Annotated in this window: 18 protein-coding genes; 11 read left to right on the forward strand and 7 right to left on the reverse strand. The window is 45.6% G+C overall.

Annotated elements, in window-relative coordinates; all coding sequences use genetic code 11:
• Window positions 1-41 precede the first annotated feature (41 nt).
• On the reverse strand, window positions 42-725 hold the full coding sequence (locus BKB51_RS02060) for a recombinase family protein (RefSeq protein WP_085899428.1): 684 nt from the start codon (window positions 723-725) through the stop codon (window positions 42-44).
• Between the two features lie 6 nt (window positions 726-731).
• Window positions 732-1,280 carry a helix-turn-helix domain-containing protein gene (locus BKB51_RS02065; RefSeq protein WP_085899429.1) on the reverse strand — a complete coding sequence of 183 codons (549 nt, stop codon included), beginning with the start codon at window positions 1,278-1,280 and terminating at the stop codon, window positions 732-734.
• Window positions 1,281-1,490: 210 nt separating this feature from the next.
• On the opposite strand from BKB51_RS02065, the gene BKB51_RS02070 reads away from it, so the two are divergent.
• From BKB51_RS02070 to BKB51_RS02095, 6 genes are all read left to right on the forward strand, one after another.
• Window positions 1,491-2,273, forward strand: a complete 783-nt coding sequence (locus BKB51_RS02070) for an AzlC family ABC transporter permease (RefSeq protein WP_198946602.1) — start codon at window positions 1,491-1,493, stop codon at window positions 2,271-2,273.
• Window positions 2,266-2,565 carry an AzlD family protein gene (locus BKB51_RS02075; RefSeq protein WP_085899430.1) on the forward strand — a complete coding sequence of 100 codons (300 nt, stop codon included), beginning with the start codon at window positions 2,266-2,268 and terminating at the stop codon, window positions 2,563-2,565. Before BKB51_RS02070 ends, BKB51_RS02075 begins: the two co-directional genes overlap by 8 nt.
• 234 nt (window positions 2,566-2,799) lie before the next feature.
• Entirely contained in the window at window positions 2,800-3,204 is a 405-nt protein-coding gene (locus BKB51_RS02080) for a hypothetical protein (RefSeq protein ID WP_085899431.1), read from the forward strand.
• Between the two features lie 186 nt (window positions 3,205-3,390).
• Window positions 3,391-3,843, forward strand: coding sequence for a hypothetical protein (locus tag BKB51_RS02085; protein WP_085899432.1), 453 nt, complete (start codon window positions 3,391-3,393; stop codon window positions 3,841-3,843).
• A gap of 14 nt (window positions 3,844-3,857) precedes the next feature.
• Window positions 3,858-4,256, forward strand: coding sequence for a hypothetical protein (locus tag BKB51_RS02090; protein ID WP_125911762.1), 399 nt, complete (start codon window positions 3,858-3,860; stop codon window positions 4,254-4,256).
• A 168-nt stretch (window positions 4,257-4,424) separates the two neighbouring features.
• Window positions 4,425-5,291: a hypothetical protein gene (locus BKB51_RS02095; protein WP_125911763.1), complete on the forward strand. Its 867-nt coding sequence runs from the start codon at window positions 4,425-4,427 to the stop codon at window positions 5,289-5,291.
• 95 nt (window positions 5,292-5,386) lie between these two features.
• Here BKB51_RS02095 and bla read toward each other — a convergent pair whose 3' ends face one another.
• Both bla and BKB51_RS02105 read right to left on the reverse strand, forming a co-directional pair.
• Entirely contained in the window at window positions 5,387-6,262 is an 876-nt protein-coding gene (bla, locus tag BKB51_RS02100; protein WP_085899435.1) for a class A beta-lactamase, read from the reverse strand.
• A gap of 133 nt (window positions 6,263-6,395) precedes the next feature.
• Complete coding sequence (locus tag BKB51_RS02105) at window positions 6,396-7,064, reverse strand: LysE family translocator (RefSeq protein ID WP_085899436.1); 669 nt, start codon at window positions 7,062-7,064, stop codon at window positions 6,396-6,398.
• 257 nt (window positions 7,065-7,321) lie between these two features.
• Between BKB51_RS02105 and BKB51_RS02110 the strand changes: the two genes are divergently transcribed.
• The 3 genes from BKB51_RS02110 to BKB51_RS02120 are packed head-to-tail and all read left to right on the forward strand — an operon-like array spanning window position 7,322 to window position 9,568.
• Window positions 7,322-8,665 (forward strand): hypothetical protein, encoded by a 1,344-nt coding sequence (locus BKB51_RS02110; RefSeq protein WP_085899437.1) that lies wholly within the window; start codon window positions 7,322-7,324, stop codon window positions 8,663-8,665.
• Between the two features lie 9 nt (window positions 8,666-8,674).
• Window positions 8,675-9,013: an antitoxin Xre/MbcA/ParS toxin-binding domain-containing protein gene (locus tag BKB51_RS02115; protein WP_085899438.1), complete on the forward strand. Its 339-nt coding sequence runs from the start codon at window positions 8,675-8,677 to the stop codon at window positions 9,011-9,013.
• A gap of 3 nt (window positions 9,014-9,016) precedes the next feature.
• Entirely contained in the window at window positions 9,017-9,568 is a 552-nt protein-coding gene (locus tag BKB51_RS02120) for an RES family NAD+ phosphorylase (RefSeq protein WP_085899439.1), read from the forward strand.
• Window positions 9,569-9,614: 46 nt separating this feature from the next.
• On the opposite strand, the gene BKB51_RS02125 is transcribed toward BKB51_RS02120, so the two are convergent.
• From BKB51_RS02125 to BKB51_RS02135, 3 genes are all read right to left on the reverse strand, one after another.
• On the reverse strand, window positions 9,615-10,475 hold the full coding sequence (locus BKB51_RS02125) for an ABC transporter permease (RefSeq protein ID WP_085899440.1): 861 nt from the start codon (window positions 10,473-10,475) through the stop codon (window positions 9,615-9,617).
• A complete protein-coding gene (locus BKB51_RS02130; protein WP_085899441.1) occupies window positions 10,468-11,235 on the reverse strand; it encodes an ABC transporter ATP-binding protein in 768 nt (255 codons plus the stop codon). Before BKB51_RS02130 ends, BKB51_RS02125 begins: the two co-directional genes overlap by 8 nt.
• 89 nt (window positions 11,236-11,324) lie before the next feature.
• Window positions 11,325-12,338, reverse strand: coding sequence for an ABC transporter substrate-binding protein (locus BKB51_RS02135; protein WP_085899442.1), 1,014 nt, complete (start codon window positions 12,336-12,338; stop codon window positions 11,325-11,327).
• Window positions 12,339-12,677: 339 nt separating this feature from the next.
• Between BKB51_RS02135 and BKB51_RS02140 the strand changes: the two genes are divergently transcribed.
• Window positions 12,678-13,334 carry a DUF6058 family natural product biosynthesis protein gene (locus BKB51_RS02140; RefSeq protein WP_085899443.1) on the forward strand — a complete coding sequence of 219 codons (657 nt, stop codon included), beginning with the start codon at window positions 12,678-12,680 and terminating at the stop codon, window positions 13,332-13,334.
• A gap of 124 nt (window positions 13,335-13,458) precedes the next feature.
• Window positions 13,459-14,343, forward strand: coding sequence for an NAD(P)-dependent oxidoreductase (locus tag BKB51_RS02145; protein ID WP_085899444.1), 885 nt, complete (start codon window positions 13,459-13,461; stop codon window positions 14,341-14,343).
• Window positions 14,344-14,427 lie beyond the last annotated feature (84 nt).

Consider the following 14,427-nt stretch of genomic DNA (forward strand, 5'->3'; position numbering starts at 1 on the left):
AAGCCAACGTTGCGTTTTTCTTGTCTTTTGACTTTCTCTGATCAACTGGAACAGGCTTTATCCAGATCAAGCTCTTTAAGGCGACGCGATAAAGCCGTCTTGCTGGTATTCAACGCATCTGCCACGGCAGATAGAGTTGGCCTTGTGCCGTATGCATCTGATGGCGACAAAAGTACAATCGCAGCTTCAATATCCTGTCTGGACAAGACTTTTGATTTACCGCCTTTGTTTTCCTGGCTGGTTTTCCTCGCCTTAGAGGCTGTGACCTGAGCGCCCGTTTTCTGTTTTTCTGCCTGCTCGGCTTCCGTTTTTCGGGTACTCGTTTTACGGGGGGTGGCGCTTTCCATTCCCTTAAGTGTTCGCTCTATGGACAGGTCCCGTTCGTTATCCGCCAGTGCCGCAATGAAACCATGAAACATCTTCCCAAGCGGCGTCCCCGAATTCAGTCCCTCACAGAGCGATTGAAAATAAATTCCCCGCGATTGTATATCCTGTAGAAAGGTAATCAGATCAACAGTACGACGCCCAAGCCTGTCCAACCGCCAAACCACCAGACTATCGCCAACACTCAATTCAGCCAAAGCATCTTCCAAAGCAGGACAAACGACCCGATTGGACGCCAGAATTTCAGAATAAACCTTTTCGCAGCCCTCAGCCTTCAACGCTGCAACCTGCTGATCCAAATTCTGTCCCTCCCCCGATGCCCGCGCATACCCGATCTTCATTTTGCCCTACCCAGGGTTTTCCATTATCAGGATAAGCATCGCCTTGTCTGATAGTGCTTCATAGGAATGCTTCACATCCGCAGGATAGCGAAAATAGTCACCCTCAGTTAATTCTTGCAAATTGCCCTCGGGGCCAAGGCGGACCTGTCCGCGACAAACAAAAGCATGCTCAACTGTGTTTTGTGTATGGGCCGCCGCCTCTCTCACCGAGCCGCTTTTAAGATAAACGCGATAGAGATCCCGTCGGCAAGATGTTGGACAATCTGCCAATAGGGTTGAAGAAAGTTCCGACAGATCAGACGACAACTGATCCTCTTCGTCGGCCCTGATAATTCTGAAATCTGACTTCGGTGTCTCAAACAAAAAGCTGAGCGGAATATTCAACGCAGAGGCTATCGCCCAAAGCGTTTCAAGACTGGGATTGCCCTGTCCGCCTTCCAACTGAGAGAGGGTTGATTTGGCAACACCCGCCTGGGAAGCCAATGCGGACAAGCTCATCTTGGCGCGGGTGCGTTCGCGTTGTATCGCAGTTGCAATCAAAGATACCGGGGTCATATCAACAACTCTGTTCTTTATAAAAGACAAACGTTCTATTTGACGAACAATACACAATCGTTCATTATGCTGAACAATATTCTTATTTAACGAACAAAAGTCAAGATTTCAGTTCGTGCAAACACCAGATCATTGGCGTTATGACACCTGAAACCTCAAAGCCGATCACTCCATGGCCGAGAGTTTGTACTTTGTTAGGGAGCACGTCGTATGAGCGACAAAACATATGCATCAGAGACCATTATCGTCCCGGACAGGACATTGGCGGTAAACTCTAAAACCAATATGGCATCAGACATAAAAGATGGCATCAAGGATGTCTCACCAATTCTGTTTGCCATTGTCCCCTTTGCTGCGGTTTTTGGCGCTGTTGCTATTGAAAGTGGGTTGAGCTTTGGGGAAACCATGCTTACTTCGTTGTCAATCTATGCCGCCGCCAGTCAGTACGTCATGATCGACCTGATGGGCCAAAATGTTCCCGCTTGGTCCATTGTTCTCGCCGTCTTTGCCGTTAATTTTCGCCATGTACTCTACTCAGCATCAATTGGGCGAACAATGGGAGCTTTTTCACCACTTCAAAAAGCTCTGGCCTTTTTCCTATTGGTCGATCCGCAATTTGCATCCTCTGAATCTCGTGCCGCAAAATCCGGGCTGAGACCAGCATATTACTTTGCCTATGCAGCGATGATTTATTCCACATGGCTTGCAGCCAATTGCATTGGTGCTCTGTTTGGTTCCCTCATTGAATCACCTTACGACTATGGGTTGGATTTTATCCTGCCGCTTTATTTCACTGGTCTTGTCGCTGGCTTTCACAAGCGTCCGAACTTCATCCCTGTTCTTGCTATTAGCGCAAGCATTTCTTTGCTCGCCTGGTTTACGGTCGGAAGCCCCTGGCACATCACCCTTGGTGGTATCGCCGGATTAATAACTGCAGCCGCCTTAAGCAAACCTGCTAAAGGAAACACGAAAGAGGAAACAGCAAATGCATGATAATACGGTTCTCTTGATCCTCGCCTGTGCTCTGGCAACCTATGCGACCCGAACAGGTGGCCATTTGGTCCTCTCACGTTTTGGCACAACGCACCACCGCCTCGAAGCAGCGCTCGAAGCTGTCCCCACCGCCGTTTTGGCGGCCCTGGTTGCGCCGTCACTTGTGACCAACGGCCCAGCCGAAGCACTCTCCATTGTCATCGCCGGCATCATCGCCTTGCGATATTCGCTGATGCTCAGCGTGCTATCCGGTATAATCTGTCTGATTGCCTTACGATGGCTGTTGGCCTGAGTACCGACAAAATGCCGGATTTTTTCCCCGATTGCGTTCGCTGTTATTATATTCCCACTCTTGCAAACTATATTTTGCCTGACGAAACACTCCTCATGCTCAGCTTAACTGCATAGAGAGACAGATAATAAACTATCTCGCGCAGTGTCGGGCATAGCCCATATTATGGGATGCAATTGCAATTTCACTCTGATAGATTGTTTTTCCAACTAACTTTTTCTTGGATAACTTCATATGTATATCGGGCGTTTCATCACAATGGGGCTTGTTGGCCTAGGCCTTAGTGGCTGTTCTTCTATCGTTAACGGTACAGATCAGGATATAACCATAAATACAAACCCTCCTGGTGCGAGCTGTATTCTAGAACGCAAAGGCGTTGAAATTGGCAGAGTTCCGAATACCCCCGGAAGCGTTAATATCACCCGAACCAAAGAAGACATTACAATTACCTGTAACAAAGATGGTTACCAGACGGCTACCTACATCAATGACAGTGGCTGGGAAAGTGGTTCAGGAGCTGCCGGCATCGCCCTTGATGTTGTGCTCACACTAGGGATCAGCAGCGCGATCGATTCTGCATCTGGTGCTGACAATCAATATGAAAGCCCTGTCAATCTAACGCTCAATCCTGTTCAGTAATATAGAACCGAAACGACTTAATGTAATTTTTTTGCATTGTTGTGACACTTTAAAAGTACCCTGCATAAAACGACATGCAGGGTACGTCACCACTCTAATAACGTCTATAATTTTTCCACTTAAGCGCAAGGAACTACTTTACCATCTTCAATTTTGATCCAATCAATTATAAGCAGGTCAAACCAGATGAAAAAAGCAAAGAAACAGGAAACATTCCTGTTTAACTATTGTCGGGATTATTGGCAAAACGCTGCGCCCAAAAGCTGGCTTTTCCTCTTTGGGAAACCGCCCCTGGAAGAACCACTAAATATGAAAGTTGCCCGCGGTTATACCCAAGCCGTTCGCACCCAAGAATACAGCCCGGAAAACTTGCTAATTCACCTGTCCAACCGACTGAACCAACTTGATCAGATCCGGGAGCAAGAAGCCAGCTTCTTCGGGCGTCTCTATAATAGAATGGCTGGTAATGATCCTCGTCTCATTACGTTGGATGGTACCGTTATCCAGCAACTTTACGATACTGTTGAAGAAACACCTGCCATCACTATTGACCGGCAGAAGCTTTATGAAATTGATCATGCCGAGCTAAGGGCGCTTTATAACCAAGCATCACAGGTGATTTCGCCTACATCTGGATAATGGGGTATCGGGAAATGAATATAAAAAAATATAGTGACCCCCACAAAAATTCTGGTTTCAGAGATGCAATCACGCATGGGGTTACAAAATTTCTTTCTACTGCCACCTATAGCCCAGAGAACCTGATCATCGCGACAGAAGAAAAACTCAAGGTGATGCGCGGAATTATTGATCGGGACAGAACCTTTTGGGGCCGTTTGAAGAATAAATTTAACGGCGAAAAACCGGATCGCATTCTGGTTGACGGCGGCATGTTGATTCAACTGTTTGAAGTATCAAAACAGACATGTCCATACACCCTAACCCCAAACCATCAATACACCATTCCCTATTCAGATTTTTTTGAGCTCTACAGAAAGCTCTCGCTGGTTTTGGCCCCAGAAAAGACTGTGAGACTTGATGATCTGGGTTAAAAATTACTCTTGGGGGTTAAAAACTACTCTCGGGTCAATTTTTTAATCAAACAAAACAATTCTGTAATAATGCGGGGCTATTGTCCGAAGTGGAATAAGCCGTGATAGCTCCTTAATGCCTGCGAAAATTATATGGGCATTAATCTGACAAAAAGAAATGTCCCGCGAATGAAACCAAATCTGGCAGAACGCTTTTTACTTGATGAATGTAATCCAGAGACAAAACGGCTGTTGGAAACAGAAATTGATGAAATGATTTCAGGGCGCGGCCCCCGTTTTCGCGAGCATCATTTCAACCTCTATGACATCAAGCTGGATGCCGTACGCCGAAAGGTGAGCATTTTTGACATCTTTGATCCCAAAGAAAGTGGTCGGATGGAGCTTGAAATGTTCCACTTCCGCCTGTTGCTCAAGCGCCTGACCAGCCAGACGGTTCCTGACGATTATGGTAAAACGGGTGGAGGCGTTCTCAACTTTCTAACATCAAGCGCCAAAAAACTTTCTCCACGAAAAAGCAGTATTGCCTTTAAGAACAAGGTCCTGAAGAAAAAGCGCGAAATCTACAGCCTTTATGAAACCACGCCGGCCCTGCCAAAAAAAATCACCACACTCGGCCTGATCGAGAATAACAAAAAAATTACGCTGCTGGTTGAGAATGATTCCAACGACAAAGAAAAGGCATCGGCAGAACAAAAGGCCCGATTTTGTATCAGCTTCCCCAAAACCGTAAGTTATCGCCAATCCACCGAAAGCTATCGTTTGAGGATGCTGGCAACCATGGACCCCTCGCTTGTGGCCTCAACTGGCTATGGTTTGTTTACGGTGCAAAATTCCAAATTTTTCAAATGGTTGGACAAAGAAAGTTATAACCGCTTTGAAAAGCGGGCCCCAACTCATTACCTGTTGATCACCCATCACGAGGTTTATGATATCCTCAGCTATCATCCGCCAGAGGTAACAGAGCTTCAACCAGACACCCTGCCCCAACAGGATCACGATATGGAGCAGGGCTTTTCAATCTGGGATCTAGTTTAGCTCTTTAATACTTTATCATTGTTCTCTTACCTAAAAAGAACAATTCGAAACAGACATGAAGTAACAAATTCATTGTTCTCCACAAGAACGGAAAATTACTCTTCCAGCGTTTCAAAAATTGCAGCCCCAATTTCTGCAATGGCAGCATTTCGGGTTTTAAAGTCTGCGTCATTTCCTGTCATATATACCGAAGCAACCACAGCCTTACGTGAAGGCGGCCAGATAACAGCAATGATTCCTCGCGATCCAAAGCCGCCAGCGCCTGTTTTATCAGCGATTTTCCATTCCTTGGGCAGTCTGGATCGGAAAAGATCATCAGCCACCTGATCATTAAGCATCCAATTCGTTATCTCTATGCGGGCTTCAGGAGATAAAGCATCTTCAAGAAGCAGTTTCTGCAGGCTTGTTGCTATGGCTTTTGGCGATGTTGTATCCCGTAAATCATCCGGCTGTGCTTCATTAAGTGCTGTCTCCCACCGATCAAGCCGTGTGGTATTGTCCCCGATTGATCGCATGTATTTTGTAAACCCTTCGGGGCCACCGATTTCTTTCAGAACAAGATTACCAGCAGTGTTATCGCTGATGGAAACCGTTGCTTCGCATGACATCCGTAATGATACTTCTCCATCATCCGCATACTTCTCGATAACCGGTGAATAGGAAACAAGATCATCTCTTGAGACAGAAACCATACGTTCCAGCGTTTCGTCCTTTCTCTCGTTCTGGGTCAGCAACGCAGCACAGGCAAAAGGCTTGAAAGTACTGGACATAGGGAATTTTTCATCTGATCGGTATTCCCAGTTTTGCCCTGTCTGCAGGTCATAAACAGCAACACCGATACGCCCTCCGATACTTTCTTCTAAGCCTATGACTGTTTCTACAATACGATCTGCCGCCCCGGCAGATGAGGCACTGATAACCAGACAAAAGACGCCAATAGCCCTTTGGAAATTTTGCAGTGAAATACGCATCACTCAATACACCTTAAAATAAATGAGATAGAATTTTAGAGTTTTCAACTCTCGTTCTCATTTGTGTTTTTTTAAGGGTGAATTCTGGAATAATAATGACTTTAAAACAATGTCATCAAATACTTACATTGCTTTAGCGCGAAACAGCCAGTCGCGTTGCCAACCCGACAAAAACAATACTAAGCAGCAAACCATTGACATGTCTTCCAAGGTTCCGAGTTGATTTGAGCTTGTTGCCAAGAACTTTCCCAATCTGGCTAAAAAAGAGTGAGAACCCGCAGTTAATCACCAGTGCAAAACCGGAAAGAAGAAAACCGAGGGCTAAAATTTGCGAAGTTAAGCCGCCTGTTCCAGTCGTGCATTGAGGCAGGAAAAGAGAAAATGAGCGTAAAGCCTTCGGATTTAGCAAATTACTAAAAAGTCCCTTGGACACAAGATCATACTTGCTCAAAGAAATATCATCAGGCTGATCAAAAGGCTTCTCTTCATGCCGATACCAACACAGCAAACGCTTATATCCCAACCATCCCAAATAGCAGGCACCAATAATTTTCACTCCAAGCGCAACGTTCGGCATTGCCTGCATAAGTTGACCAAGGCCAAAAGCAACCAGCAACCAGCAACCAGCAACCAGCAACGTCTGGATAACACCCGCAACAAAAATCCCCAGAGAAATCATCAAACCAAAGCGAAATCCACGAGTAGATGAATAAGCCGTAATCAAAACCAGATCAGGCCCCGGTGCAATAACCACAAAGAAAATCGCCGTCAAAAACAACGGCAAAACAGACACATCAATCATCGCCGGAAAATCTCCACCAGAAAAACGATGGACTTTATTTTGATGTGATTAGATGCTTATGACTAATGAAATTTTTTGATAGTTTTGATAATAATACTAAAAAATCAATACCTTAAAATAATTCAAAATATTTCATCCGATAGATTTAAGGTCGCCACACAACCATAGAAAGCAAATCATACAATCTATTGACTTTTGCATTTAAGTTTCATAAATTAATTAGGTGAAACCTAAATGCAACTAAGCAAGGCATCTCAATGTCAGCACGAATCATAGAATTCAAAAGCACGACTCAACCAATTGCTCACTTTATTCGTGTTGATAATGCTCATCGAAGATTTGGCGATTTATATGCAGCAGGGCGCCTCCCCATCAGACGTGCAGTGTTTGATGCATCAAGAATAGCAGGGCAAAAAGAATTTGTAGAAGCATTACGTAGAGACGGAGTAGAAATCGTACTGGACACTGAGGTAGCGGAGTTAGCTGCACCTGAAAAATTCAAAACTCATGTTAAAGATGCTCCTTGGGCTTCAGCGGCAGAAGGGGATTTACTTGATCCTCATTTTTTTGATGGGACACATTCGCAAGTTAATATTATAAATTGGATAGCAAAATTTGCAGTGGAACAAAAAGTTCATACAGTATTAGCTCCGTCCCACTATTTAGCTGATAAAAATTTTTCCAACTGGCTTTCTGTTGATACTCAGTCATGTATCGAATTAAGAAAATCTTTAGATCGTGAAGGCGGAAATAATATCGCGATTGACTACCCAATCATCCACTTACATACAGCATTAAATCAACAAAGTGTACGCAATCAAATAGTCGAACGAATTAATGATCTCCCCATTGACAATATTTGGATAAGGGCATCAGGACTAGGCACTGAGCCGAAACCTCAAGCCACAAAACAATTTCTGAGAACTCTTTATGATTTTCACAATTTCAACAAACCGATTATAATAGATCACGTTGATGGCTTAATGGCACAATCATTAGTTGCTTTTGGAGGAGCTTCTGGATTAGCCCAAGGAATTGGAGAGCGTTGCCAATTCAAAGCTAATTCTTGGCACAAAACGCCTCAAGAGAGAGATAGTAGTAAGCCTTTTGGTCGAACAACTTATATTCCTATATCAGGCTTAGGTCGACGCCTCAGTGCCAAAGAATTAAAGCTATTAGCTAGTGCTAAAGGGGGTAAAAAGTATCTAGGATGCCAAGATATATGCTGCAAACATGGCGTCCAAAATATGTTGGAAGACAGTCGACAACACTCTGCTTATCAAGCAATCTCCCCTATTAAACGGCTATCTGAAGTTCCTGATTTGAATAGGGAAAATTTTTTCTTAGAATCCCCTCTTTTAGAAGCAGAGCGTTTAGCGAGAAATATAAAAGATTTAAACCCATCACCAGCAGAAGCTGAGAAGTATAGTATTGATATATCCAGCCTAAAAGGCCGCTTGACAAAATACCATCACAGTGTAGGAAAGCTGAGCGATGCACTGAGCTTGCTACATAGTGAACGCGGTGCTGGTGCTCCACGTGCAAAAGTTTGTTCATACCGAACCGGTTGTATAAATATTGCACAAAACAGAAATAGATAGATAAGTACAATGTTGAAAGCTGTTCCAAGATTTTTAGATGAACTGAACTCCAATGGAGGGCTTAAAGGAACCGACATTGCCAATATTACCGAAGTATCAAAAGCGACCGTTTCTCGCTGGAAATCTGGTGACATTAAGCCCCAACCAAAAAATGAGCTTATCTTATCAGATTTACATTACATTGTAGGTCGTTTACGTGATTACTATACCTCACAAGAAATACGCACATGGCTTTACGCTCGACATCCACAACTGAACGGAGAGAGAGCTATAGATCTAATACACGAAGACCGTACGGTTGAGGTCCTCAAAGTAATTGACCGATTAGAAAATGAGGTCTTTCTCTAAAAAATGGTCCGGAAACGAAGAGATAACAATCTCATTGACGCCATAGAATCTATCGATCCTCTCCCGTTTTCCTCAACGGTATGGCGCATCACCAGAAAAGAACGAGACCCAACACAGTGTTCTAGGTCGGGAGGGCGCTGGGATGATGGAACTTTTGACGTTCTATATACATCGGCAGAACGTCATGGCGCAATAAACGAGATGAAATTCCATCTGTTACGCGGGCAACCTATCATCCCATCGCTAGTTTCTTATTCACTATACGAGCTTGATGTATCATTGGATCGTGCATTAAAAATATTAGACATTAATATGCTTGAGGAAATCGGTTTAGATACAAGTAAATATGGACAATTATCTTACGAAAATAAAGACAAAGAATACCCCAGATCACAAGACATTGCAGAAGTAGCACACTTCTTAGAATACGATGGGTTGGTTGTCCCTTCTGCACGACATCAATGTATGAATGTAGTTATTTTTTGTGACCGCGTACCTCCTGATACAATTTCTGTAAAAAAAGACCATGGAACAATCCTATGGGATAAAGAATAACTACATGATTAAGCTCTACTCACCTTAAAGCTCAAGAAAAAAATTCTCACCCCCGCCAACGCAACACGTGCTTTTCAACCAATCCAATGGCTGAATTCACAAGCACGCCAAGGATTGAGAGGATGGCTACACCTGTGAAAAGGCGTTCGAGATCATAGAGAGATCCGGCTTGAAGGATATATGCACCGATGCCATATTCTGCGCCCAGCATTTCTGCGGCAACCAACAGGATAATCGCGATGGCAAGGGCAATCCGCAGGCCAGAGAGTATGCCCGCCATGGCTCCGGGCAGGACGATTTTGCGTACGATGGAAAACCACGAGAGATTAAAACTCTGTCCCATGCGGATCAGGCCCCGATCCACGTTATCCACGGCCCCATAGGTGGCAACAACCATTGGTGTGAAGGTCCCAAAGGCAATGAGGGCGTATTTGGATGCTTCGTCAATACCAAACCAGATCACAAATAGCGGTAACAACGCGATCTTTGGCACCGGGAAAAGAGCCGCGATCAAAGGAACCAGCCCCGCCCGGACATAGGCAAAGAGGCCAATGGCAATTCCCAAACTTACCCCCAACAAAGTCCCGATAGCAGCCCCGATGACAAAACGCATCAAACTCGGCACCAGATGCGTCCACAACAGTCCCGAACTGTAGAGTTCGACAAAGGTATTTAGGACATCCGATGGTTTGGGGATTGTCAGAGCAGAGATAAATCCGATGCGGGTTCCTGCCTCAAGAAAGACAATCAAGACAAAGAACACCACAAAGCCCATCCACGGGCGGGATACCGGGACAAACCCGCCGCCCCGAAAGGGAACAGGCTGCTGTTTACTTGCCAAGCAGGAGCCGGATGCCCGTATGGAATGACCAGACTTTGACTTCTCAGATATTGAATTCTCAGGCATTGATCAGCTCCGCATCTGCGGCCTCGGCCTCATCGCGCATCATCTGCCACAAGTTATTTTGTTGTTGTTCCAAATCAGGGTCGGCGTGCCTGCGCTCAGACAGAGGTTTATCAATGGTCACAATTTCCCGGATTTCCCCCGGACGTCGGGAAAGCACAACAATCCTGTGCCCCAACCGCACCGCCTCGGCCAGATTGTGTGTCACATAAACAGCCGTAAAAGGCTTGCGGCTCCAGAGCGAGACAATATCATCCATCAGAAGCTCGCGGGTTTGGCTGTCCAGCGCCGAAAGGGGTTCGTCCATCAACATAACCGCCGGGTTCACTGCCAAGGCACGGGCAATGGCGACCCGCTGTTTCATGCCGCCAGAAATCTGCTTTGGAAAGACATCCGCAAAATCGCTGAGCTTACAACGCGCGAGAACATCTTTGATTATCGCCTGGCTTTTGGCCTGACCAATACCGTGATCTTCCAAAACCAGCGAAATATTTCCCGCAACAGTACGCCACGGCAAAAGGGCAAAGTCCTGAAACACATAAGTCAGTGGATTAAGGCATCCTTCGGGAACATCACCGACCTGAAGAATGTCGCCCAAAGTGGGGCGTTCCAACCCGCCAAGTAATCGCAACAGTGTTGATTTACCACAGCCAGATGGCCCGACGATACAAACGATCTGCCCCGACGCAATATCCAGATTTATATCGCGCAGAACTTCTCTCTCGCCATAGCTATGATGAATGCCTGCCAGCTTAATATCCATAACGCCAACTTGTTATATTCAAATGGAAACAGCGGAGCATAAGCTCCGCCGTCTAAATTTCACCTGCTAACAGGTCAAGAACAATGCTCTTAAAGTGTCTTTACGTAGTTCGTATCAATTAACTGATCCAGACCAATCGTTCCGTTTACCAGCTTTTCAGACTTGAACCAGTTCAACTGTTTTTCGATGGATCCCACATTCATTGCCACACCCGGGTTCAATCGCATCGACCCGTTAATGATCGACTTGGCGGCCTTTTCTCGTGGCTTGCCTGCATAGACATACTGGTGGATCAAATCTACCATTTCTGCGCGGCCCGCGTCCCCCAGCGTACCATCAACCATCGCGGCGTTATAATCGGCAATACCTTTGCTGTAGGCCGCAATAAAGTTTCTGGTCATTTCCGGTTCTTCTGCCGCATTCTTTGCAGAGGTAAAGGCTGTCGTCACTTGATAATTCGGTAAATAATGCGACACATCACCAATGATATGAACTGCACCTGAACCGGCAAGAGGCTTGGCAATATGCGGCACAATAGACCAGGCATCAATCTGTCCGGTTTTCAATGCACCGATAATAGCCCCAACTTTCTGAAGCGGCTTGAACTTCAGACCAACACCTTCCTTCGCCGCAATTTGAGAGCCCATGTAATGGAAGGATGATCCGGCTGTGGTCATGCCGAAGGTCTTGCCATCCAGTTTGTCCGGCGATGTAACCCCGGCCTTGAAGGCCGCATCAGATACCAGTATTTTCTGCCCATCAATACCCTGCTCTTCAGACAGAACCCCGCCAATAACCTTAATCGCGCCCTTATCAGCTAGTGAAATCAACCCACCAGAGATCGCAGTCACTCCGAAATCTACGTCACCGGATGCAATGGCAACCGCCATCGGTGTTGCCGCCTGAAAGAATTTCAGCTCAACATCCAGACCCATTTCCTGAAAGTATCCTCGCTCCAGCGCGATAAAGCTTGCCGAATGGCTGGTAAAACGAAGTGCACCAACAGTTATCTTACGGTTCTTGGAAAAAGCAGGTGTCCCCAGTGTTGTCGCAGCCAAAGTGCCGCCCATCAATGCAAGGGCTTCGCGTCGGTTCAGTTTCATTTTTTCAGCCTTTGTTTTTTTCGTCGCAGATTTTCATTTCCTGATTGATGAAGTACTCCCGGCCTCACAAAACAATAGATGACGGGCACAATAGGAAATACAGCGAATAGAGATCGTGTTGACGTATAGAAGAGTTATTCAAGAGAAAGTAGTGCCTAAAATAGTCCATCTGGTCAAGTCATGCGATTTAAAATCAACATCAAAAATGACAAAACAATCTTGATATAAAAGCCAAAATTTTGATTATTTTAAAATTCAAACTTCGACCTTTAACGAAGCATTTTTTCTGACATAAGTGATAGAACAGAGATCATTCCCTTACTTATCTGGACATGTACTATGTTGCTCAACTATCTCTACGCAAACTTTTATGAAGAAGCCTCACTACTAAAACAATCACAAATCTCACGAGATAAAATTCAGCTTTTCATCAGAGAAAAAAGAGCACCACAGCCGTCTTATGTGATAGACGCAAATCTGGGCGCAGTCTCTTTTGTGAGCCAAGCGACGCTTTCCGAAAACTACCGCTTTTATCCCAAAACCTATCCAAATTGGCTCAATATTTTAAGAAGCGAGAAACTGGATACGGGAGACAAAGCCAAAGAATATTTTAAACAGGCTTATCAAGCCGCAGGGCAAAGCTTCTTCGAAAGTAAACTGGGCAATGATCTATTAGAAGAGCATCCAACGTTGCCTGACTATTTGACACCTGTACATTTTAACGAAACATGGGATCATTTCCTGGGGGGTGTCTTTGGGGTCTGTACACGAGAAAATTTGCCACAAGGTATTTTTGAAAAACAGCTTCTCGTTCGCTTTATCGATTACATGAAACAACATCACAGCCCAGAGAATATATCCCCTCTCAGCAAATCAAGACTGCAAACTGCCGTTAGTTTTCTGAACAAGGTAGAAGCCGACTTCGCCCCACACGAGGTTCCTACGACCTCACGCCAAAGATGCATCAATGATGTCAGGGAACAGTATAGAATTTAATGTATTTGGTTGCTATTCCATAAAGAACCCTTGCGCCTAACACTTTGGTAGATAGAATAAGATTCTCGCCCAAAGATATTTATCCTCCCTGACAATTCTCTATCGTAAACCACGGGGTAACAACATGCCACGCATTGCATTTTTAGGAACTGGCCTGATGGGCACAGGTATGGCTGGACAGCTTATTGATGCGGGGCATGATGTGCATGTGTACAACCGGACGCATGAACGTGCGATGCCATTGGTAAATCGCGGAGCCACATTGGCAAACTCTCCCGCGATAGCCGCGAAAGATGCCGATGCGATCTTTGTCATGGTGGGGGATGATATTGCTTCTAAAGCCATATGGATGGGGCCAGAAGGCGTATTGAGTGCCAACATCAAGCCCGGCACATTAGCTATAGAGTGTTCCACCCTGTCCCATGACTGGGTAGAAGAACTCTCCGTCGCCGCAAAAACATCAGGGTTGGATTATCTGGACTGCCCAGTTACCGGGTTACCCGATGCTGCAGCAAGCGGTCAACTCACCCTCTTCTTGGGCGGTGAACAGAGCACCATTGATAAAGCCCGCCCCTATCTGGAAACCATTGCATCAAACCAGCTTTATTTCGGCTCCATTGGATCCGGCACAGCCTATAAGCTGATCGTTAATCTAATGGGCTCTATTCAAATCGCTGCTGCGGCTGAGGGTTTAATAACCGCCGAACGCGCCGGATTGGACCTTGAACTTGTGGCAAAGGCGCTCGGCATGGGTGGGTGTGGCAGCCCACAGGTCGCGCGCAATGCCCCGCTGATGGTTGAAGGGCAGCACGAAAAAGATGTTCTTTTTTCGACCAAATGGCGTCTGAAGGATACCGATTATGGATTGAAGTACGCCCATAAGCTTGGTCTGAACCCACAGATAGGCTCCGCCACGCTCGATGCTTTTCAGGCGGCAATGGACGACGGGTATTCAGCCTCAGCGGAAACCAAAGTTATCGACGCTTTGCGTAAGCGTTTACCCCAATAATCCTGTGACAATGGATATCAACCAAGTGGATATCGCTCCCTTCTCCCCGCCTTTCGGAATACGCCAAGAAACTTGTTAACCAAG

Origin of the sequence: Kiloniella majae, from assembly GCF_002118315.1 — a bacterium.
Classification (GTDB): domain Bacteria; phylum Pseudomonadota; class Alphaproteobacteria; order Kiloniellales; family Kiloniellaceae; genus Kiloniella; species Kiloniella majae.

Bases quoted from the DNA above. Each gene is read 5' to 3' on its own strand.
- BKB51_RS02145 (WP_085899444.1), top strand. From the start codon at position 13,459: ATGCCACGCATTGCATTTTTAGGAACTGGCCTGATGGGCACAGGTATG.
- BKB51_RS02130 (WP_085899441.1), bottom strand. From the start codon at position 11,235: ATGGATATTAAGCTGGCAGGCATTCATCATAGCTATGGCGAGAGAGAA.
- BKB51_RS02085 (WP_085899432.1), top strand. From the start codon at position 3,391: ATGAAAAAAGCAAAGAAACAGGAAACATTCCTGTTTAACTATTGTCGG.
- BKB51_RS02065 (WP_085899429.1), bottom strand. From the start codon at position 1,280: ATGACCCCGGTATCTTTGATTGCAACTGCGATACAACGCGAACGCACC.
- BKB51_RS02095 (WP_125911763.1), top strand. From the start codon at position 4,425: ATGAAACCAAATCTGGCAGAACGCTTTTTACTTGATGAATGTAATCCA.
- BKB51_RS02110 (WP_085899437.1), top strand. From the start codon at position 7,322: ATGTCAGCACGAATCATAGAATTCAAAAGCACGACTCAACCAATTGCT.
- BKB51_RS02080 (WP_085899431.1), top strand. From the start codon at position 2,800: ATGTATATCGGGCGTTTCATCACAATGGGGCTTGTTGGCCTAGGCCTT.
- BKB51_RS02135 (WP_085899442.1), bottom strand. From the start codon at position 12,338: ATGAAACTGAACCGACGCGAAGCCCTTGCATTGATGGGCGGCACTTTG.
- BKB51_RS02090 (WP_125911762.1), top strand. From the start codon at position 3,858: ATGAATATAAAAAAATATAGTGACCCCCACAAAAATTCTGGTTTCAGA.
- BKB51_RS02105 (WP_085899436.1), bottom strand. From the start codon at position 7,064: ATGATTGATGTGTCTGTTTTGCCGTTGTTTTTGACGGCGATTTTCTTT.
- BKB51_RS02070 (WP_198946602.1), top strand. From the start codon at position 1,491: ATGAGCGACAAAACATATGCATCAGAGACCATTATCGTCCCGGACAGG.
- BKB51_RS02125 (WP_085899440.1), bottom strand. From the start codon at position 10,475: ATGCCTGAGAATTCAATATCTGAGAAGTCAAAGTCTGGTCATTCCATA.
- BKB51_RS02120 (WP_085899439.1), top strand. From the start codon at position 9,017: ATGGTCCGGAAACGAAGAGATAACAATCTCATTGACGCCATAGAATCT.
- BKB51_RS02140 (WP_085899443.1), top strand. From the start codon at position 12,678: ATGTTGCTCAACTATCTCTACGCAAACTTTTATGAAGAAGCCTCACTA.
- BKB51_RS02115 (WP_085899438.1), top strand. From the start codon at position 8,675: ATGTTGAAAGCTGTTCCAAGATTTTTAGATGAACTGAACTCCAATGGA.
- BKB51_RS02060 (WP_085899428.1), bottom strand. From the start codon at position 725: ATGAAGATCGGGTATGCGCGGGCATCGGGGGAGGGACAGAATTTGGAT.
- bla (WP_085899435.1), bottom strand. From the start codon at position 6,262: ATGCGTATTTCACTGCAAAATTTCCAAAGGGCTATTGGCGTCTTTTGT.
- BKB51_RS02075 (WP_085899430.1), top strand. From the start codon at position 2,266: ATGCATGATAATACGGTTCTCTTGATCCTCGCCTGTGCTCTGGCAACC.